The organism is Candidatus Endomicrobiellum pyrsonymphae (genome assembly GCF_020328025.1).
Lineage (GTDB): Bacteria > Elusimicrobiota > Endomicrobiia > Endomicrobiales > Endomicrobiaceae > Endomicrobiellum > Endomicrobiellum pyrsonymphae.
The window spans coordinates 14844-36510 of record NZ_JAIXMZ010000002.1; the positions used below are offsets into that span (position 1 = coordinate 14844).

20 protein-coding genes, 1 tRNA gene and 1 pseudogene are annotated in these 21667 nt (G+C 33.5%); 2 read left to right on the forward strand and 20 right to left on the reverse strand.

The window, feature by feature from the left end:
• Window positions 1–2: 2 nt before the first annotated feature.
• The 4 genes from LE180_RS00430 to LE180_RS00445 are packed head-to-tail and all read right to left on the reverse strand — an operon-like array spanning window position 3 to window position 3972.
• The gene (locus LE180_RS00430; protein WP_374133526.1) at window positions 3–1385 is read right to left on the reverse strand and encodes a hypothetical protein; all 1383 of its coding nucleotides are present in this window, start codon (window positions 1383–1385) and stop codon (window positions 3–5) included.
• A 7-nt stretch (window positions 1386–1392) separates the two neighbouring features.
• Window positions 1393–2229 (reverse strand): ATP-binding protein, encoded by an 837-nt coding sequence (locus tag LE180_RS00435; protein ID WP_374133527.1) that lies wholly within the window; start codon window positions 2227–2229, stop codon window positions 1393–1395.
• Window positions 2230–2245: 16 nt separating this feature from the next.
• The gene (locus tag LE180_RS00440) at window positions 2246–3481 is read right to left on the reverse strand and encodes a hypothetical protein (protein ID WP_374133528.1); all 1236 of its coding nucleotides are present in this window, start codon (window positions 3479–3481) and stop codon (window positions 2246–2248) included.
• 41 nt (window positions 3482–3522) lie between these two features.
• The gene (locus LE180_RS00445; protein ID WP_374133529.1) at window positions 3523–3972 is read right to left on the reverse strand and encodes a restriction endonuclease subunit S; all 450 of its coding nucleotides are present in this window, start codon (window positions 3970–3972) and stop codon (window positions 3523–3525) included.
• Between the two features lie 129 nt (window positions 3973–4101).
• On the opposite strand from LE180_RS00445, the gene LE180_RS00450 reads away from it, so the two are divergent.
• Window positions 4102–4434, forward strand: a complete 333-nt coding sequence (locus LE180_RS00450; RefSeq protein ID WP_374133530.1) for a hypothetical protein — start codon at window positions 4102–4104, stop codon at window positions 4432–4434.
• 17 nt (window positions 4435–4451) lie between these two features.
• Window positions 4452–4891: pseudogene (locus tag LE180_RS00455) on the forward strand (TIR domain-containing protein).
• A gap of 421 nt (window positions 4892–5312) precedes the next feature.
• Here the strand turns inward: LE180_RS00455 and LE180_RS00460 are convergent.
• The 16 genes from LE180_RS00460 to LE180_RS00535 all read right to left on the reverse strand — a co-directional run bounded on the left by LE180_RS00460 (window position 5313) and on the right by LE180_RS00535 (window position 21514).
• A tRNA-Gln gene (locus tag LE180_RS00460) sits at window positions 5313–5383 on the reverse strand.
• Between the two features lie 10 nt (window positions 5384–5393).
• Window positions 5394–6275, reverse strand: coding sequence for a 4-(cytidine 5'-diphospho)-2-C-methyl-D-erythritol kinase (gene ispE, locus LE180_RS00465; RefSeq protein WP_374133531.1), 882 nt, complete (start codon window positions 6273–6275; stop codon window positions 5394–5396).
• Window positions 6272–7360, reverse strand: coding sequence for a tetratricopeptide repeat protein (locus LE180_RS00470; RefSeq protein ID WP_374133532.1), 1089 nt, complete (start codon window positions 7358–7360; stop codon window positions 6272–6274). Before LE180_RS00470 ends, ispE begins: the two co-directional genes overlap by 4 nt.
• On the reverse strand, window positions 7361–7786 hold the full coding sequence (gene rimI / locus LE180_RS00475) for a ribosomal protein S18-alanine N-acetyltransferase (RefSeq protein WP_374133533.1): 426 nt from the start codon (window positions 7784–7786) through the stop codon (window positions 7361–7363).
• Window positions 7787–8065: 279 nt separating this feature from the next.
• On the reverse strand, window positions 8066–9016 hold the full coding sequence (pdxA, locus tag LE180_RS00480; protein WP_374133534.1) for a 4-hydroxythreonine-4-phosphate dehydrogenase PdxA: 951 nt from the start codon (window positions 9014–9016) through the stop codon (window positions 8066–8068).
• 11 nt (window positions 9017–9027) lie between these two features.
• Window positions 9028–10119 carry a peptidylprolyl isomerase gene (locus LE180_RS00485; protein ID WP_374133535.1) on the reverse strand — a complete coding sequence of 364 codons (1092 nt, stop codon included), beginning with the start codon at window positions 10117–10119 and terminating at the stop codon, window positions 9028–9030.
• A gap of 211 nt (window positions 10120–10330) precedes the next feature.
• Complete coding sequence (locus tag LE180_RS00490) at window positions 10331–10552, reverse strand: peptidylprolyl isomerase (protein WP_374133549.1); 222 nt, start codon at window positions 10550–10552, stop codon at window positions 10331–10333.
• Window positions 10553–10751: 199 nt separating this feature from the next.
• Window positions 10752–10892 carry a hypothetical protein gene (locus LE180_RS00495; RefSeq protein ID WP_374133536.1) on the reverse strand — a complete coding sequence of 47 codons (141 nt, stop codon included), beginning with the start codon at window positions 10890–10892 and terminating at the stop codon, window positions 10752–10754.
• A gap of 269 nt (window positions 10893–11161) precedes the next feature.
• Window positions 11162–11749, reverse strand: a complete 588-nt coding sequence (gene yihA, locus LE180_RS00500; protein WP_374133537.1) for a ribosome biogenesis GTP-binding protein YihA/YsxC — start codon at window positions 11747–11749, stop codon at window positions 11162–11164.
• 4 nt (window positions 11750–11753) lie between these two features.
• The gene (locus LE180_RS00505; protein WP_374133538.1) at window positions 11754–12464 is read right to left on the reverse strand and encodes a Bax inhibitor-1/YccA family protein; all 711 of its coding nucleotides are present in this window, start codon (window positions 12462–12464) and stop codon (window positions 11754–11756) included.
• A 589-nt stretch (window positions 12465–13053) separates the two neighbouring features.
• Window positions 13054–16584: a hypothetical protein gene (locus tag LE180_RS00510; RefSeq protein WP_374133539.1), complete on the reverse strand. Its 3531-nt coding sequence runs from the start codon at window positions 16582–16584 to the stop codon at window positions 13054–13056.
• Window positions 16581–17909, reverse strand: coding sequence for a competence/damage-inducible protein A (locus LE180_RS00515; protein ID WP_374133540.1), 1329 nt, complete (start codon window positions 17907–17909; stop codon window positions 16581–16583). Before LE180_RS00515 ends, LE180_RS00510 begins: the two co-directional genes overlap by 4 nt.
• Before the next feature lie 126 nt (window positions 17910–18035).
• A complete protein-coding gene (locus LE180_RS00520; protein WP_374133541.1) occupies window positions 18036–18266 on the reverse strand; it encodes a hypothetical protein in 231 nt (76 codons plus the stop codon).
• Window positions 18267–18302: 36 nt separating this feature from the next.
• Window positions 18303–18545, reverse strand: coding sequence for a pyridoxal-phosphate dependent enzyme (locus tag LE180_RS00525; protein ID WP_374133542.1), 243 nt, complete (start codon window positions 18543–18545; stop codon window positions 18303–18305).
• Window positions 18546–18669: 124 nt separating this feature from the next.
• Window positions 18670–19674, reverse strand: coding sequence for a restriction endonuclease subunit S (locus LE180_RS00530; RefSeq protein WP_374133543.1), 1005 nt, complete (start codon window positions 19672–19674; stop codon window positions 18670–18672).
• Window positions 19664–21514 carry a class I SAM-dependent DNA methyltransferase gene (locus LE180_RS00535; protein WP_374133544.1) on the reverse strand — a complete coding sequence of 617 codons (1851 nt, stop codon included), beginning with the start codon at window positions 21512–21514 and terminating at the stop codon, window positions 19664–19666. Before LE180_RS00535 ends, LE180_RS00530 begins: the two co-directional genes overlap by 11 nt.
• Window positions 21515–21667 lie beyond the last annotated feature (153 nt).

Sequence of the window (21667 nt, forward strand, 5' to 3'; positions counted from 1 at the left end):
GTTTATTTCCAAAAGTCCAATAAATTTTTAATTGCTTCTTTAAATAATTCAGGGGCTTTAATGCCTAAAATCAAACTGCCTTCTTCGTTTAGTAAAAATCCTACTTCAATTTCTATGATTTTGTTTTCTTTACTGCCGTACAAAACAACAGTTCTTGTCACTTTGAATTTGGGATAATATTTTTTAACATAGTTCTTTTCAATAAAATCATAATTTTCAAGCTCTTTTATTCCCTCTTGGCGAAATTTATATTTTTTACCTTCAATATTTATCACTCCACTTCTGCCAAAATCAATCAGAATTAAATCAGGTATATGTATAATTTCATCTTTATTACCTGCTTTGTATTTTGCTCTCTCAGAATACTTTGCAAGAGGTATATGATCGCCTTTTGCCGTTATAAAATACCCTTTTTCACTTCCGGCGTGGTTCTCAAAAATAGAATAACCTTTTGTAAAACTTTCAACTACTATATGAACAAAAATAGTTCCTAATTTCTCGCCATCTTTATCGTAGTGCCAATAATCACTATACAGTTCTGCTTTTGGCAACACTAATCCTTTAAGCTGAATCTTTAATTTATTAGCAATAAGTATAAATTTATTATTGCCCTTCATATGTTGGGGTTTTAAGCCGTGTTTTGTAATAATTAAATCTTTATTCCAGCCTAATTTCCTTAAAACGGCGCTAATAATACTTAAAGCTCCAATGTTAGGGTCGTGTGATAAACTATCTGCTTTTATAAGCCTGCCTGATATTTCTATTTTGTCGTCTTTTTGTTTAATGGAAATAGGAACATTGCCTTTTGGAGCAGAACGCATTTTTTTCTTAAAATCTATCAATTCTTTTATTGAATAAAACGGGATAAAGATATCTAAATCTAACTCTTTACCTAAAATCTCAACGCCAAGTGTTACAAGAAGTTTTGTTCCGAATATATTAGTTTGTGTTGGCTTTTTTTTCTGCTGAACTTGCAAATTATAAAGCATTATCATTTTAACATCAGGATAATAATAATGTAAAAATACAAATTTAGAACATCTCTGATAAACTCCTGTATTTCTACTCTCGCTATCGTCAGTCTTTGTTTCTTCAATAGCATAAATTGGAGTATCTTTTATTGTCGGTTCTTTATCTTGAAAAAACACAAGAAAATCTACAAAACTTGAATGTCCGCTAACAGTTTTTATAAAAACCTTGCTGACTTTATTACATCTGAGTCCGATGAGTTCATAAGTAAATGAAAATTTGCCATTTTCTAATACAGGTAAAATTCGCAGATTATCAATAAATGCGCAAAACTGTTTATCTGTCGCAAATTTATTTAAAATTTGCTTTAAAACTTCTATTTTGGGGCGCTCTTCCGTCAGTATCCAAAGGTTCATAAAGTTCCTATTTAGTCTTAGTATATTGTTCTACTATTTCTTGTGGATTTTCATAATGTATATTTTTCGCTTGTGTTTGTATTTTCTCTTTTAGATATTCCATTTTATGTTTCCATTCAACTTCTAAAATATCACTCCATTTTCTTACATATATTTTAACTCTACCATTTTTAATGTTTTCTGTTAAGCCTTTCTGAGCTTCTCCGTGATTCTTTGCGTTCTCAATTGCATCATCTATAGTACCGTCATAACCATTTCCAACAAGATAAAATTCCCAATATGTATTTGTAGAATTACAAATAGATTCTTTCATTATTTCAGTAGAATACGACTTAATTTGGTCATATTCTTCTTTGCCAATAATTTTTGATGGTCGTTTAATTTCGATGATAATATTTCTTTGGCAAGTTTCTGTTTCAGATAGTGTTTTGATAAGAAATAAATCAACTTCCTTTCTTGAAGTTGTTGTTATTGTGGTGTCTTCTATTTGTAATACATCTTTTGCATATCTTAACAAAGTGTTCCTTAATGCACCCTCTGTGCTTGCAAACAATTTAAACTGCTCTCCAAAAATCCAAAAATTCTTATCTAAAACCTTTTGCAAGTGTTTAGGTTCTAATGTCTCATTTTCAAAATCCCAACCCAATCCATTATCTTCAATAGATATAGAATATATATCACCAATACCTGTTTCTGGCAGAATATAGTTTATTTTTATTTCTGTTGCTCCTGCGTCAAAAGAATTCCACAGATATTCAAATAAGCATTTAAGAGGCTCATATTTATACCCTGCTAACTCTGTTTGAAGAGAAGTGAAAGTAAGTTCTAATTCATTTTTTGACATAATGTTATTTCATACACTATTCTTTTTTTCTAAAATTAAGAGCCTTATCCACAAATGGTTTCATAGCACCGTGAAATGGAGTTTCATCAGAGCAAGCTCTTTCAAATACATTTGATGGATTTTCAGATAAGATAGAAATTATTAAGGCAGACAATGCTTGCGCCATACTTTCTTTATTGATGGTATCAATATCTTGCATTTGATTTTTATATCCTTCAAATGCCTTAGACATTGCTTCCTTGAAAGCATATTTTTCTTCTAGTCTTGCTGCGTGCCCTTGTGCTCTCGCACAAAACCAAGCTAACCAAATACCCGGAAATATAATTGGAAATCTGCTTATTAAATCTATCCATATATTCCCTGTCGAAGTTTGAGTTTTAATGGAGTATATTACTGAAACAATCAACATCATGATACTAACAACAAATCCAACAGTCCAATACAATTTACTCTTGCTTAAAGTTTTTACCTTTTCAGCAAATGAAGAAGCTAATCCAGCAGATGTTGCTCCGGGTAATAAATCAGAAACCCTCTTTTTCAATTCTTCACATTCAGATGTCGATTTTTCTAACTGTTTATGCACAGTTTTATTATCATCTAATAGTTCTTTTGCTTCTTCTTTAAATCCTTCCATTTCTTTACGACTTGATTTTATCGTGCTTATTGTTTCAGATATCGCAGATAATTCTTCTTCTATTTTTTCTTTTGTTTTATTTAATTTTTCAAGTTCAGATTTTGAGGAAGTGAAGATTTCTTTTATCTCTGATTTTTGGCTATTAATTTCTTTACCATACTCCAAAATAGACTTATATTGAGTTTCTTCATTACTTATTTTTTCTGATAAATCTTTTAATGTGGCAATATTTTCTGAATTTCTAAGTTGAATTTCTGCTGGAATTACTGATTTTCTATTTAAGAATGTCAGAGGAAATAAAGATATTAGAAGTTGGTTTAAATTTGTTGTAAATGAACCAAAAAAATTATATTGCTTTGTATAAAGTTTATTTAAATCTGCAAGAGTATTTTTCAAAGAGGTAATCATAACTTGTTTGGATAAAGCATAGGTTTTACCTATGGCGTTATCTTTAGAGTTTTTCAACCACTCTAATACAATCAAAACAACACTGCCAACATCATCAATTGTAATTTCTATAAGATATGACTTATATAAAGTTGGGTTTGCAGAGCATTGCTCGTAAACCTCTTTCCATTGTTCTTCAATAATCTTAATTCTTTCTTCCAGTTCACTCATACCAATTACCCCGTTTATTTAATGCTCTTTCAGTATATTCTCTATCTCTTTTGTCTTCTCAGTGTTTTTTTTAAATAGCTACTTGCTTCTGATGATAATTTATCTATCTCTTTCTGAACTTTAGCTGAAACGATTGGGATTTCTATATTGTAAATGTCAGAGAGTTTTAATTTAATCTTGGGTTTTTTGTCATCTGATTTTTTTATATTTTTATCACCCAATATTATAGTATTTTCTTTATGTCTTAAATAGGCCGCAATATAATTAACAGATACATTTAATTCAGGGTTTAATCTTATACAGGTTAGAAAGCCAGAAGAGATTGTTTTATGTGCATCTTCTTTTTGAAAGACAGCAATTTTAAAAATAGTTCCGCGAGAAGATATTAAAATATCGTTGTTTTGTAAAAGATACCTATTTTCCCTGTAATCGGACGTATTATGAAACAAACAATCCTTAAAAAATATTTCGTTGTTTTGAATATATGCCAATCGTATAACTCCATATCAGCCATCTTTACAATCTCGTGAAAGACTATCGTTGGTAAATACAGCTGACCGGCAAATATATCAGCGCATATATCCTTTAATTTTTGTGTTTTCATAATTGGCATTGTATAATTGGCTGTTTTATTAGCCACTGCTGTTCTCGCCATATATGCTACAGATAAGCCTTCTAAAATTTTGTTCGTTGCTGTTATACCTACGGTAATTCTGTGGATTTTAGATGCCTATTACCTACAACAAGAACGAAAATTTATAGGAATATATGAGGATGTTGTTGGATTGAAAAAAATCAATACTGTAAAACCATATGAGATGCCAATAAATCGATACACCGCTAAGAAAGACAGAAAATTTAGTTTATTAAGTACATTGTTTTCAAAAACTATTTTATGGTTTTACATTTTGATTATACTTGAATTTACAATTTTCTACCTTATAGCAAAATAATAAAAGGAGCGTGTTTTATGAGAAAAAGAAGAGTATTTTATAGTTTTCACTATGAAAAAGATGTTATGCGTGCTTCAACAATTAGAAATATCGGAGTGATAGGTGGATTGACAAAAATATGAGTGGTTGCTCTTGCCTTGTTGTTTTAATAGGGGAAGATACGGCTAAAAGAGAGTGGATTAAATATGAGATTAAAAAAGCGTGGGATGATAGGAAAGGAGTTCTTGGTATTTACATTCACAATATCAAATGTGCACGTGAAGGATATTGTTGTCAGGGAAGTAATCCATTTGACTATGTTTCTTTGAATAATGGTCAGAAATTATCTTCGCACGTATACTGCTTTAATCCAAAAGTAAATGATGCTTACAATGATATAGCAAATAATTTAGAATATATGATAGAACGAGCAATTAGTTATAGACAGCAACAAGCTCATTTGATTACGTACGAATAGGTCTGAATGTGTTTTATTAAAAGCAAATCGGAAAATAGAAAATCCAATGAGGCTAAAAATCTAAACATCCAGTAATTTTAGTATGAACTAGGTGTACCCCAAATCGTCAACAATATTTTCGATAATTTTAGTCTTTTTTGTCAATTGTAACTGTCAAAGTCGGAAGAAACAGAAGGAAAAGGAAGAGATTAACTATAAACCTCAACATTGCAGCCAAGAGGATAATGAGGTTAATATTTCGCTGGCTAGTGTGTTCAAAGATGCTCATAAATTGTTTGAAAGTTTGCACTGTGAGCATTAAAGGCAGATTTTAAATTTTGCTGGTTCTAACTTTAAGACGAAGGGGAAAGATGTTGAATTTTCAATAAAAAGCTCTTCGATGTAGATAGCAACACATCAAATGGCATTTCGTACATGGCAACTCCGGGACTAGGATTCGAACCTAGACAAAGGGATCCAAAATCCCTTGTGCTACCTTTACACAATCCCGGAATTCTGTGATTTATATATCTGAAAGTTGCGGTTTAAAAGAGATGTCCGTCGTAGAAACAAACCATGTTTCCCAATTACACTTATTTAAACAGAATTTTACTGCTTCAATTTTAGTATTGGAATCAAAAATTCCAAAAACTGTTCCCCCTGAGCCGGACATAAGACTTACGCAACCTAATTTGTTTAAAACGCTCTTAATTTTTATTATTTCAGGATAATCTGGAAAAACAAACTCTTCAAGCCTGTTAAAACAACTGTTAAAAGCATTTTGCGTATTAAAGGAACCGTCGCAAATCAGGGATTTGATTGTATGAATTCTCACTTGGTTTGTCAAAGGAAACTTGATTTTTTTATATACTCCTGCAGTGGGAATACCAAAACCCGGGTTTACAAGAACTACATTTAGATTGTCGATTTTTTTTAACGGCGTAACTATTTCGCCTATACCTTCGCACAAGGCAGTTCCTCCTGTAAGAAAAAAAGGAACGTCTGCGCCAAGCGTTGCTGCAATTTGCTCTAATTCGCTTTTTGCGATTTTTATATTCCACAATTTAACCAAAGCTTCAAGCGTTGCTGCGGCATCGGAAGAGCCTCCGCCAAGACCGGCTTCCATGGGAATTCCTTTTTTTAAGTATATTTTCACACCACTGTCTATATTAAAGCGAGTTTTTACCGCTGTTATAGTTTTATAAACAACATTTGTTTCATCGCAGGCAAGGTTTTTATTGTTGCATTCAAGAGAAATATCTCTGTTTGTAAGTTCAAAAGAAAGTTCGTCGTATAAGCTTACTGTTTGCATAATGCTTTCTAGATTATGGTATCCATCCTGTCTTTTATGTTTAATTTCAAGAAAAAGATTGATTTTTGCCGGAGCTTTAAGGTTTATTTTCATTGTTCTGTTGTATCCGTTATTAGCGTAATTTTTGTTACTTCTAATGTTCCATTTATGTTTAAGTCTGAAGAAACAAATTTAATTTTTGCCGGAATCTTTGAGATAAAAAGATTTTCATGTTTTACAATCTTAACAACTATATTGTTTTGTGAGAATTGTTCTATTAATGCAGTATCCATATTTAATGTTAGTTCTGCGTTGTCTGTAGAATACGTAAGATGTTTCCCGTTTCTCGTTACTTTTGCGTCTGAAAATTGTTTATAAAAATTACCGCTAAATATCTTACATAATTGCGCAACAATATATGATAATTCTCGTGGAATTTCTTCTTCGGCTGCTTTTGGCAATATTGACGCAACGCCGTTTGTTATAGTGAGAGACATTCCTCCAATGACAAACGTTGCTGGAAAATCTATTCTAATGTTTTTGCCTTTAGCATACGTAAACAGAATGTAAAATTTTCTACTGAAAAGGTTTGAGCTTAATTTTGCTTTATATCCTGTTTTAAAAGACAATGTTTTGTCGTAATTACTCTCGCTTCTTAAAAGCATCTGTTTATATAAATCTTCCTGCGGTATTTTTGACTGTACAATATTTAATTTCTTTTTAACATTTTTATCTTGTTTGAAATTGTATGACAATGAATACGCTGACCATGCTTCTTTGTTCTTTTCAAGCGCAACGTAAGTATCTCCTAAATGATTGTATGTGATAGCATCTTGACCAATATGCTCAGCCAATAGTTTTTCGGCAATATCGGGCTTATAAAACGTAGCTAAAAAATTTGTTGTTTGAGGATTATTAGCGTCAAAATTGTTTGCTTTTACTTTGCCAGCTAATTGAAAAACTCTATCGTAGTTGCCTGATTGCCAGTACAGATGTATCAAATCTTTGTACACCATGAGAGCGTTTTCATCCAAAGATATGACTTTTTCATAATTTTTTATTCCGGCATTTATACGCCCTGCTTTTAAATCAAAAGCGCCTTGGAGAAAAATTTTATAAGCTTCATAGTTTGCCGCTAACAAATTTTTGCTCAAAAATAATATACAACTTAAAATCAAAACCGATAATTTTCTGTTCACTTAGATAATTTCCTTAACCAATCGTAGTATTAAAGCATCTTCATTTTTATAATATCTTTTTCTAATGGCTATCTCTTCAAAATTGAAAAGTTTATACAAATTTAACGCTGCAACGTTGCTTTTGCGTACTTCAAGAAAAATTTTGCCTGCAGCTTCCTTTTTTATATCTTCGAGCAGGCTTTTACCTAAAGATTGTTTTCTAAAATCAGGGTTGACGGCTATATCAAGGATCTCTGTTTCGTCTGCGACAGAACTAATTACATAGTACCCAACTACTGTCTTATTTTTAATTAAAATCCTAAATTTCACAGCGCTGTTTTTTGCAGAACTTAAAAACATGTCTTTAGTCCAAGGGTTTATGAAAGATTTCTTTTCAATTTTAATTATATCATCTAAAAATTTCTCTTCAAAGTTTACTATTTCCACTATTCATTTTCCATTTTTTATGTGTAGTCAACTAACTTTATATCGGCGCATTTGCATTACGTTAGCTCAAAAATAGATGCAATGCGAGGCGAACTGACAAAGCAATAGCGCATTCCTCTTGCTAGGAAGTCCAACGACACAGTACGTACGCTATTTTTGGGCTAACCATACGGCGGACTACGTCCTTTTTGGTAAATTTTGCCTGTTTTATTTGGTCAATATGTTCAACTCTCATAAAACGGCTAAAATTTCCTCGAAAATTTAAGTAGCGTAATTGTATCAATATAAAGTTAGTTGGCTATATTGTACAGCATATAAAATTGCTTCTATCATTGCGTTGGCGTCTGCTTTATTTTTGCCGGCAATATCAAATGCTGTTCCGTGACCCGGAGACGTTCTTACAAAAGGAAGTCCTGCCGTTACGTTTACTATTTTTGAAGAGTTAATACATTTTAAGGCTATCATTATCTGATCGTGATACATTGCACATATCAAATCGAATTTCCCATTTTTTGTTTTGAGCCACGCGGAATCTGCCGGAAGAGGTTCTGTTATATTGATGCCGGCTTTTTTTAGTATTTTATATGCAGGCAATATGATTTCATGTTCTTCTTTACCCAAGATTGAATTGTCGCCCGCATGAGGATTTAATCCACATAAGGCGACCGTTATGTCTTTTTTACCAAATTTTCTTATAAAATTTACGCTTAATTTTACAGTGTCAACAATGTCTTTCGTTTTTAATTCTTTAGATATTCTGGAAATGGGAATATGTCTTGTTATCATAACACTGTGTATTTTACCGCAAGTCATAAGCATTGCTATATTTTCACTTTTTGTGAGTGTTGCAAGCAGTTCTGTGTGTCCCTGATACTTTACATTTGCCATTTTGAACGATTCTTTTGATACGGGCGCTGTAACAAGCGCAAGAGTATTTTTAAATAAGCAGTATTTTACTGCTTTCTCAATGGCGGACACAGCAATTATGCCTGATATTTTTGAAGGAACGCCTAGTTTTATAAAATCACCGACATTGGAGCACTCCACAAACTCAAAAGGGAGGTTGCCTTTAAACGACTTAGGTAAAATTTGCTTTAAACTTTGCTTATCGCCAAAAACGACAGGGCTGCAAATTCTTTTTACAGTCAAAGAATCTACAGCCCTGAAAACTATTTCGCTACCTATACCAGCAGGATCCCCCAAAGTAATCGCTATACGGGGCTTTGCCATGACTTTTTATATTACCAAGTCTTATTTATCTTAATACTTGCTTTTGATTTTAAAGCATTGATGTAATCTGCGAACGCTTCTCTCTCGTTAGCTGTATGTAAAACTGTGGATATAAAGTTTTTAACATCGGCAAAAGTCATATCTTGCTTAGCGCGTTTTTCTTCTACTTTTATAAAATAATATCCGTCATCTGTCCTTATAGGGTCTTTTGTATAATCGCCGACTTTCATTGAAAAAACAATCTCGTTTATAGATGGAGCGAGATCTCCTTTTACAACAATTCCTAAATCGCCATTTCTTGTTTTAGAAACCGGATCTTCAGAGTATTGAGTTGCTATATCTGCAAAAGCCTGTTTTTGGAGTTCTTTTTTTATCGTCGCAATTTTTGACTGAGCTGCTTTTACCGTAGTTTCATCAGCACCCTTACGACAGTTGACAAAAATTTGTCTCAATCTTCCCCGCTCTGCAGTCGCTCTTTTTATACTTTCGGCAATATCACTCACAAGGGCATCTTCTTCAGGGGAAAGACTCACTTTTGTACCTTTCATCTTCATAACAACCTTATCATAAAGATCTTTCGCTTCGGTTTCAGAAGGCTTTTTAATTTTATGATCTACAAATTGTTTTTTAAGTTTAATCATCGCAATATTTTTGCTAAGCGCCTCTTCAAAATCAGCCATTGTCATGTTTTCTTCTTTCAACTTGGCCGCAAACGCTGAATCGTTTCCAAATCTCTTCTTCTCTCCGTTAACTGCATCTTGAAGTTCTTTCTTTGAAACTTTTATTTTCTGTTTGCTTATTTCTTGCTCCAAGAGAACACTTCCAATCAGACTATTTAAAACAATCTCCTTTAACTCGGTTTCTCTTTGGGCTGTTTGGTTCGAAGCTGGTATGATTTGCTTCCATTGTTCTAAAGCACTGTTAAACTCCGATTCCAAAATAGTTTTGCTGTTTACTACGACCAAGGTTTTATCAACAACGACTTTACTAGCAGCTTGCGATGCTGCCTTATCAACGACAGGTTTATCAACTGCTTGCGACGTTGCCGAAACACACACTGCTACAAATACTACCAACATCAATCCTGCAACAAATTTTTTCATGTTGTATGCCCCTTTTTAGATTTAAAGCGACGTAATCTTATTTTGACTTTCATCCACAGAAATAGGTACTGCAATGTCATAGTTAACTTCAACTCCAAGTTTCCGTCATTTTCGAGTAAGCCATGCGTCAAATCTATCCTTTTTCAAAGTTCTTTTGATTCTTTCCTTTGCTTCGTCAAAAGATATTGTAGGAAGTTTCTGCTCTGAAATTTTAAGCATTACTGTGATATCCATACGGAGATTCAACAACGCTTGACATTTCATTATCTTTAAGACTTACAACCATGTTTCCAAATTCCGGTACTAAAGCACCTCCTCTAAGTAATTTGATAAGCCCCATGTTTGCGACAGAACCTGTACCTTGAGAAACTTCTTTGGCTACTCTTTCAAAAGATTCGCCTCTTCGGAGTCTTTCATAAGCATTTTGAGCGATCTATATGTCCGAGACGAGAATATGTCTTACCATATAAAGTCACAGGATTCTCAAACGAATCTTTATTACCGTCACAATACTTTTGAATATCTTCGTCTGCGGACTTTATCTTTTCATGAACCTCTTCAATCGCACGTTTCTATGAGCAAATCATTCTTATAATCGCTAAACCGCTTATCTTGTTCCTCATTAAAATCACTTACTGCTTTTTATATTCGACCCGTTTTTCAATTCTTTCTCTCTTAGCTACTTCCCTGACGATTGCTTCTCCAACAACAGCATCGATAAATCGTTTTCTTCCCAAAGGCGCCGTCGCATATTTTTGATATACGATAGTCACCAGCAATAAACTCCTCCAACCGAACACACCGAGAATTTTACAAATTTATTTCACGTTAGTCAACTTTCTTGAAGACTATCTGTCACCGCAACTGGCGTCACAAAGTTAAAATGGACTGTTTTTGAAAGAAGCGCATGTTCCAATATCGATTCCCAAACCATTTATGGAGTTGTCCTGAGGAGCAGCAACCTTATCTCACAAAGAAAGCAACTGCAAACAACGCTAGAAACATTTTTTTCATTTACATCTTCCTTTTTTATTTAGGGCATTTAACCCTTACAACTGAGAAATTTTACAATGTCTATTCTTAGCTTACCAAATCCATTATCTTTTTTTGCGCTGACAGCAAAAACATTTACTTTATCTATTCCAAAACATTCTGCAGCTTTGATTTGTATTTCATCCTCAGTAATGCCTTTAGGCATTTTATCGCATTTATTTGCAACAATTTTAAACGGAACGCTATAATCGCTAAGCCAATGAGCCATATCAAAATCTAATTCTGTAGGGCCTACGAACGCGTCAACAATGATATAAATTACTTTCTTGCTTTTTCTTTGGATAATACACTCTTCTATCATCTTGTTCCAAAGATCTTTTTCCTGACGACTTACCCTGGCAAATCCATAGCCAGGCAAATCTATTATCCATTTTCTCATTGCAACGCTATAAACGTTTATGCTTCTTGTTCTTCCCGGGGTTTTTGACGTTCTTGCAAGATTCTTCTGCGAACACAAGGCATTTATAACACTACTTTTGCCTACGTTCGATCTTCCTGAAAGAACAATTTCAACGACGCTTTGTGGCAAAGAATCTGCTTTCGAGGCGCCTCTAAAAAAAACTGCTTTTTCTAACACGCAATTAATCTCTCAACTTTGACAAAAGTCTTAATACTTCAATATAAAGCCATACAAGTGTTATCATAAGAGAAAACGCGCTATACCATTCCATATATTTAGGAGCGCCATACTGTACGCCCTGCTCAATTAAATCAAAATCAATAATAAGCTTTAAAGATGCAACAATAACTATCGCAAGGTTAATAACAATACCTAGTCCTGAGGAATTGTGCAGATACGGAAAACTTCCTGCTCCGAAAAGATTTAACAATAAATTCACTATATACACAAGGGCTATCGCTAATGTTGAAAATATCACAACTCTTTGAAATCTCGGCGTTGCTTTAAGTATTCCGGTTTTGTAAGCAGCTAACATACAAAACAAAACGCAAACTGTTAAAAGAATCGCATTTACTACGATCCCCGTATGCGCTTTTTCAAAATATAAAGATATTGCTCCAAGCGCTAAACCTTCGCATATAGCGTAAATCGGCGATAAAAAGGGGGACGCTGCTTGTTTAAATATTGAAATCATTGCCAAAACAAAACCGCCAAGCAATATAGGCATCACCAAAGGCGTTATTACATTAGGGTGCGTCCACGAATAAAATGCGCTTGTCGCAAGCAGTACCCACAAAATTATACTTTTATTTATTACTCCTGACATCGTCATAACTTCATTACTATTTACAGGCGACTGAAAAACACTATCTTTTAAAAGCGGGTTACTCATACTATCCTCCAATAATTAATTTATACGCTAATTTTAGAATTTCTCTCTAACTGCTAAAATAAAGCGTTTTTTCTGCACGACTTATGTCTGTCCATCCCATTCTAGATATTTCATTTTATCAAAACTTGACGGCTCTTCAAAAGCAATCGCAAGGAAATATATATTATGCTTTTCAATCGCCACGCCTTTCATTATATAAACGTTTCCATGTCTGAAATTATTAATAAATTTAAGATTTTTAATTCCTGCTTCTTCTAAAAATCTCTCTCCTTACAGTTGCTATTTCAGTCTCGCCATTTTCAACATGCCCTTTTGGAAACCCCATTTTTCGCTTATTTTCGATAGGACAAGCAAAAATACGGGATTGTTGTTTTCCGTCTTATAAATCACAGCGCCACATGAAAATTCTTTTAGCATTTACAAACCTTTTCCTACTTTATTAACCACTTATCAACCGCACCGAAGCAGCACACTGTAAGAGAATATTGCACACTGCAATCATTTCATTTTCTGGACTGTTTTGCAAATATTTGTAGGTTTTCAAGCTGTTTTCTTATCAGTATTATAACAAATTCTCTTGGAAACAAAATCATTCCAAATATTTTTGTAATTTATCAATCCATACGGGACCATCATGCAACCTCTCTGAAAATTTGTTTATAAAATCATCTTTTTCTTTTTTTAGCGCGCTATCATTTGGACTGTTCTTAATATACTTCACCACTTCTGTTATTATTATTATTTGGGTTTCAAAATCAAAATATTCGTTATTCATGCTTAAAGTTTTTACAATCTCAAATACTTCCCTTGTGTAGTTGGGTAAATCTTCTAACAGGACTTCTTTAATCAGAGCCATATCCATACAAATTTTATGATTTACAATTAAATTATGAATCTGCTCGATAGCCCATTCTCTTTCAAAGCGCTTACAGCTATACCACGATTGAAACTGTTCTAGCGTTTCGTCGTTAACGTCACCTAATTTGGTTTCCAACCAATCCCACAATTTAGATTCTTTTAGCGTTTCAGCATCGGCAGCTCCTAATTTTGTTTTTTCTTTTTTTATCAACCAATCCCACAATGATTTAAATCTATCAATAATTTCTTCAGGAACTTTACTACCTTTCAAAGAGTTTCCAATAAAGTTAATAAACGAAAGTTTTTCCAAAGCGTTTTCGGGTTTATCAAACAATAATTTTATAATCTCACCGTCTAAATTAATTTTTTCTGTCGCGTAATATACGGCAATATGCTCGCCGGTATTTCTTACTTCTTGTTTGTATGGCTTATTCTGCAGTACATATTCAAATTTAGATTCTAGCAGTACAAACATATTGCCAAATATATCAACATATTTGATGTACGTTATCCATGCGGCATCAAATTTACTTCTATCATTTTCAGGCAGTATCTTATCTATATTTTTTTCTGTCCAATCATGAAACATCATGTCTATCCAAGGCAAAAATCGTCCCAACACAGCCCACGTTTCCATATATTTACTTGTATTCAACAATTTATTCAAAATTTCAGTAATATACTCATACTCAATATCTTTTTTTTGCCACTTCTTCTGCCATAGCGAGTACTCTACTAACGACTGCACTGCAACGCCATGTAAACTATTTACTGCGTTGCCATAATAATCGTCGTCATCCCTTGTTTCTCTTGACGACAAATACTCGTCGGGAACAAATACCAAATCACTTATAATACCAAAAAGTTTTTGCGCTGTTTCATCTTTAAGTTGCAGTTCTTTATCGTATATTCGTTTAAATAATCTGAGCATGTCTATATACGTATCATTCCAATCGATGTATCCTTCAAAAAAATCTCTTTTTCTATCTTTCGGCAACTGCTGTTTCAACGCCCACAATCCAAGCTCTATGATGTTTTCCCATTGAGGCACAGATTTATCAACATCTGATAAAGCGCTAAATAAATAACCAATATATACAGGCTCTGTTATTTCTCTAAATCTCAATAAATTATTATTGTCGAGGTATTTTTGCGGATTTTGTTTGACATCTTTTTCTAATGATTGCGCTAATCCTCTAACGGTAGGTCCCCTCAGAGATTGCTTGTCAGAAGGTCTCCAATCTTGCAAATATTTAACTATTTCGTCAATAGGCATATTCTTCATTACGCTATCTTCTATAGGAGAAACTGTTCCCCATGAGAATTCATAATAGTCCAAGAAATCAGGATGCTCCCCGTAGTGTTGTTCTTTGCCATTTTGAATTAATATATCTTTGTATTTTTCTTTCATATTTTCCGGCAAGTCATTTCTGATAGGCTCTAATTTTTTAAGTTTCCAAGCGCGTATCTTTTGCTCAGATGTCCAATGTTCATCACTGGTTTGATAGTAATCACCTTTCGGACCGTTATCAATAAAATTAAAAATTATATTTTGTTTTTCGTCAGGTAAATTTTTAAATTCTTGCTGCATCAGCAAGTAATATTCATGATGTATTTCATAGTTATCAAAATAAATTTTCTCAGTAAGATATGATTCAACTAGTTTTTTATCGGCGCTAGGGAATAATCTTAACAAATGCAAAATTAAACGGATAAATATTGGGGATTTCATTTCTTCCAAAGCGCTAAATATAAAACCACTATTATCTTTCTCATTGGTCTTTAACAAAATTTCTGAAGAAGCATCGCGAAGAGCAGATAATATTATATTAAACGGTTCATCTTTACTGTAATTATTTTGTTGATGATCTTCAATAGCACGCCTTTGATAATTTATTCTGTATGAGGAACTAGTAGTATTTTCTTTATCCATTAACGCACTATCCGTCAATAAATTTTTTATTAAATTGAAATATCTCCTAAATAATTCTTTGGGATCGTTCTTAAAAATTTCACTGCCATTATTTAGAATTTCTTTATAATAATGTTCTGCTATACTATCATTAGCGCCAAATTTAGTAACTATAATAAAATCTTTACCATCAAAACCATCAAATGAAAAGTCATTTTCCTTAACTTCAATACGCAACCTTAACAACTCTGAAAATATATTAAGAGCATTTTCCTCATACTTATATCCTGTCAATGTTTGCAGTAACTTTAAAACAACCTTACGGTCAAACCGAAACGAGTCATCAACAACAGAATCCTTTCGTTTTAACCATGATAAAAAAGCATCGGATATTTTGCGCAAATTTTCTTTTTTATTTTTCGCCATAGCCATGCCAATTTCAAAGACTTGAAGTAAAATCCGTATGTTAATATTATTATTTTTACTTAAGTCTGCTAAAAATGGCTCAATTATATCAAGAACTTCATCCGGTTTTTCGGGAGTAGCTTTAATAAGATATAGCAGTGCATCCCAAGTTGTAATATCATTTTCATTTTCACCAGTAGCTCGGGAGAAATACAGCAAGTTTTTTTCTTTAAGCGTAGGATTGCCTTTTAAATTGTCTGTAACACTTTTTATTTCTTCTTCTGTTGGTTCTTGACAAGAGCTTTCATTGATTTTTGGCAAGATGTCATCTAAAATCTCTTTTTGTTCTACATCCGGCGGGTTTTTCAAAGCAAGAATAAATTCCTCAATATAGCCTATGCTGTTATTATAATCAACTGTACTAGATTTTGTTTTATTCCAATGTCTGAACTCATGAAAATCACTTATAGCTTTTTTCACGTTATCAATCATTGGTTTTAATTCATATTCTTTTATTTTTGGACGAAATTGCTTTGCAAAACATTGTAATCTATACCTCTGATTTTCCAGTTTTTCTATTTCCCTCCATACTTTTCCATTCTTAATAATATCACCTATAACTTTATCTCTATTTTCCCCTTGCTTGCCAAATTCCATACTTTCTAAAGCGGTCCTAAATTGTTTTTTATACTCTTCTTCGTCTCTTTCAATAAAAACATTTGTTAGCTCAAAAAAACAACAAGCTAGTATCAAATTTCTAGAAGGAAGATCTTTGTTAATAAAATGATAGATTCCTGCTCTATACAAATCATAAGCATCAGAATTGATTTTTTTTAAAAAGGCTGATACTTCTTTTTGCTTGGGAGATAGTTTGTTAGCTAAAAATTCTTCTACATATTCTATAGGTTCTGTATTTGATGGGGTTATATCGTCAAAACTGCTCATAAAAGTATCCTGTTTTTTCTATATCGTAAAACTTTAGCTTCTTTTTTAATAAATTGAGCGATCAACTTTCTTCTTAACAAATCTAAAACTGTATTAACGGTTCTTTCTCTAATACTTTCTCTTAAACCGTTAAAATTAAACTTAAAACTTTCCGTTTTCTTTTTATCGGCAAAACCTACATATATAAGTCCTACCGGTTTTTCTTTTGTTGCGCCGCCGGGTCCCGCAATTCCTGTAATTGATAAAGCGTAATCGCAGCCTGAAAGTTTCAAAATACCTTCAGCCATTTCTTTGGCTGTTTCTCCACTTACAGCGCCAAATTTTATTAAAGTTTCTTCTTTTACACCAAGCAGTTTTATTTTTGACTCATTTGAGTATGCAACAACAGAATTTTTGAAATATAATGAACTCCCTGCAACATCTGTAATCGCAGCCGCTACCTTACCGCCTGTGCAGGATTCTGCGAAAGAAACCGTTTTGTTTTTTTCAAGTAAAAGACGACCGACAACAGAAGCAAGCGTATCATTATCGCAACCAAAAATATTATCTTCTAAAACATTATTAATTTCAAATTTTAGTTTGCTCGCGGTTTCATCAACAAAAAGCTCGTCTTTTCCTGAAACAGAAAATTTTACATCAACAATGGAATCATTTGCAAGAATACCAAATTCCACAGATTGCCCATAGCCAAGCTGAGCTTCTTCCATAACAGGCTTTATCTTTTCTACAACGGCAGATTCCGAAATTCCAAAAACTCGTAAAGTTGTATTTTTTCTTATGCCAACAGAATAGCTCTTTAAAAACGGTTCGACATTTTCTTCAAACATCGGCTTCATTTCGCTTGGAGGACCTGGAAGTAAAAATAAAGTTTTGCGAAGTCTTCTATCTCCGTATTTAAATTCAAAATGCAACATTTGTCCGGGAGCCGTGCCAAAACGATTCTCTAAAACCTTCGCTCCTTTGATAATACTCGCTTGTCTTTCATTTATCTTAGGCATTGCAGTTATTGCACGTTTTGCAAAATATTCTTTTATTGATTTTAAAACTTTTTCATCTGAATATGTTTCAAGATTCAAACACTCCGCAGCTGTTTCAACAGTTATATCGTCAAATGTGGGACCAAGCCCGCCGGTCGTAATAATAATATCGCTTCTTTCAAAAGCTCTTTTAAATTCCTGCAATAAATCTTGTTTTTTATCTCCGACATCTACAACGGACGACAAGTCAAGACCTATGGTGGCAAGTTTTGAACCTACGTACGCGGCATCAATATTAATTTTACCGGCAAGTAGCTCGCTACCGGTACAAACAAGTTCTATTCTCACAGGGTTAGACTCCTATCACACTGACAATATCATTAATGTTTGCTTTAACTTTTCCATGTCTAACAGCGCTTGCAACTACAGTATCCGGATACTTTAAACCATGTCCTGCAAGTATGCAAATAACTTTTAAGGGATTTGTATTCTTAAAATAACCTTTATTGAAGAAGCCGAAGCAGGCTCGCAGAAAACACCTTCTGTGGCAGTCGCGAGTTTATATGCTTCAAGCTCTGCATCCGTTACTTTATCAATAACGCCACCTGACGCATCTCTTGCTTCTTCAGCAGTTTCCCACGAAGCAGGATTCCCTATTCTTATAGCAGTCGCTATTGTTTCAGAAATTGCAAATAGGATGCCCATCAACTATAGGCGCTGAGCCTACTATTCGAAAACCCATCATCTTAGACTTCCTGATTCAACAATTTTTGAAACAGCTGTTATCATTTCTCTGTCTTTAAAAGAACCTGTAGGATTCATTCCTTCAAATTTAAAATGTATTTCACCGTTAAATTCGAGTTTTTCTGACAAATTTCTTGCAGGCATCAGAGAGGTATTTCTCTCATAAAGAGATATGAGCGAAGTAGCATCGCTAATTGGTAAATTTTTTTTGTATTTTTCAATTAAACCCTTGTAAATCATTTTCTATGTCATCGCAACATATAATCAAACTTTGTATTGTTGAAAGTTTTTGGCTTTTTTACAAACTTCCTTGTGTTAAAAATTTGGGATTTATATACAACCTTAACCAAAAATCACACGCATATCAAATTTGCGAACTAAACGGTAATGTTTCCATAAAATTCTTTATAAAATCCCAATCTGGTTTATTGTCCCTCGTTGGGAGTTTTATTTTTAGAGATTTAAGCGTGCGATTGGCTTGTCGACCATAGTTATAGCGATATTTTTCTTTACGAATAAGAGTTATAAGGAATAATAAAATCGCATTATTTACTTTTGTCTTTGGTTGTAAATAATAAATATCTCGCCCGCTATAATACTCCTCAGTCTGCGAAAAAGTTGCTAAAACCGAACCGCTACTAGCAACAGAGATTGTATTCGCTGGGTTTGGCGCTTTTTCCTCCATTTTTACAAAAGCGGATATACCGTTATTAGTGTCCGTGCGAGAAACTAGTCTTATACTATTTTTTTCGTCTTTTGTTGTTTCTTCCAAATTAACAAGTTCACAATTAACGCCATATTTCACATCAAATAAATCGTCTAATTTATAAAATTGCCAATCAGCGGTTTTTAACTCTGGTGTTGGTAAGTTTTTAACCGGTTTTGTAGCGAAGTTATAATTATGTGTGTGTGTGTCAATAAATTGTTCCATAAAATCCCAATCTGGCTTGCCATTTTTAGCTGGCAACTTTATTGAGCAAGATTTTAAGCGCTCTTGGCTAGCTTTGCGACCATAGCTATAGCGATATTGTTCTTTATTCATAATTGCGACAAGAAACATTGCTATATTTTTTGTCATTTCAAATTTTGGCGTTAAAACTTCAACATGATCACTGGCTGAAAAATCTGTATCTTGATAAGAACAATAGCCCAAAACCGCGCTATCAACAGTTAAAACACCACCTTTTTCAGTTGAAAAATTGTAAAATCCTTCTGTACCATTGTTGGCGGCTTGTGTAGTTATAAACGGGAAACCTCCAACGCCATATTCTTGCAATTCCAATAATGATGTTGTTTTGCTACCTTTAATATCAAATAAATCAGAGATATTAAAGTTTTGCCAAGTCGTTGTATCTACTTTATTTTTCATCTTTGTTTAATCCTAACTTGAATAACGCAAATTGTTTAATTGTTTCAGCAAAATCATCAATGGTTAAATTGGAATAATCCGTTTCCATATATGCTTCGGCACACCACTCATCATCAGCGGTTACATTTTTAAGAACCGAAAGACCCTGAACACTTTTGCGATTACGATAGTTAGCAATCCATTGATTTTTAATTTCATTTTCAAATTTACCAAATAAATCAATACGACCTTTTGTTTTTCTCTTTACAAAACCATCATCTTTATAATAGCCAAAATACACTTCTTTATTTGTTGGATGCGCCCGTTTAGCCGTAAATACCATAATACAAGAAACGACGCCTACTTTGGAATTGAAGAAAAGTTCGTCAGGCATAGAAAAGACGGCTTCCAAAGTATGTAATTTTAGAACTTGTTTTTTAAATTCGTAGATTTTACCGCTTGTTGCCAATACTTCTGACATCGGTGCGATTGCTACACAGCGACCGCCTTGTTGTAAGCAGTCCAAGTTAGCTAAAATAAACTCGTATTCATCTTTATCTGATTTTTTGTTGCTTTTGTAAGGCGGATTCAGCAAACCAACCGTGGGATTTTTAGTTTTTACATCGGCTGTAACATTTTGGTCAAAACAACTGTCATAATAAATATTGCTTTTGCCATCTTGGTGAATAAACATGTTAGTACAAGCTAGAACGAAAATTTTGGCTTGCTCTTCTACTCCAATAATTTGGCTAGATTTTATAGACTTCTCTTTTTCTTTGTCGCCCTTGGCATCTTTTATCATAATACTCATCGCAGAAACCAAAAATCCACCAGTACCAGTACAATTGTCATAAACAACACTATCCTTATTGACTTCTGCAACTTCTGCCATAAACTCTGTAATATGCGGCGGCGTTAAGACAATTCCCAAACCTTTATCAGCGTTAGCATACCGCAAAAATTCAATATAAAGTTGCCCTAAAACATCAAAATATTCGTGCGTTTTGATAAAATTTTGGATATTGTCCTTAATATCAGTTATCAGTTCTTTTAACACCTCCAAATTTTTGGAAAGTGTAGCGTTGGTCTTTATAAGAGAAAAACGAGCATCCAGCACCTCCAACTTTCTGCCGCTTATTTTATCATTTTCAAAGGCATTTCTCACAGTGATTACAAGATAGTCGGCAAGTTGTTTGGCATTAGCATAGGTTGCGTAGGTTTTGGAAAAATTATCATCTTCAAGGGCAATAAGAACGCAACCAATTAAAAATGCTCGTTCATCTTCGCCGATTTTATTTTCATGTAATTTATCGTTAAGTGTCTTGGAGAATACAAGCAAAGTTTGATAATCTTGGCGAAACTTTGCAGGACTCTTGATGTAACCATCATACAAGTCGTTTAAAGGTAAAAGTTTATTATCGAAGACTGTAGTCGCAATCTGCTCGCCTTTTAGTTGTAGAAAATAAGACGCTTTTAGTTCTTTTAGATTTTCGCCACTTACGGCAATGGACAAGACGTCAAAGCCTTTGGCTAGAAATGAACTATATAACTTTACTCCATCAATGGCATAATCGGCATATCGGTCACCTGTTTTGCTTTCATGTTTTTTAATATCAGCCTTACATTCTACGACAATGATAAAATCGGAATTTTTGCGAGATTGAATTATAAAATCAGGATAACCTTTACCACTACCATCTTTTTTAGAAGCGCAAACCAACATTTTTTTAATTTTGTAGTTTTTACTGGCTTGCCGTTCATAAATCCAGTCGTATTGTGTTGCCCCAAGAGCGACGGAATCGGCATATTTGCTGATAAAATTCTCAAAAATTGTTTCTGTATTCGTTTCGTTCTTTTCCATAAATTCTTTTCCGTATCTTAAAATGCAATTACTACTATAGTCAAATCGCTTTAAGTTGCATCAGTGGCATTAAAACTTAACAGCGCAACTTAAAGCGATTTGACTATATATAAATCTCTAAGAGGTATTGTACTTTATTGAGGATATATAATC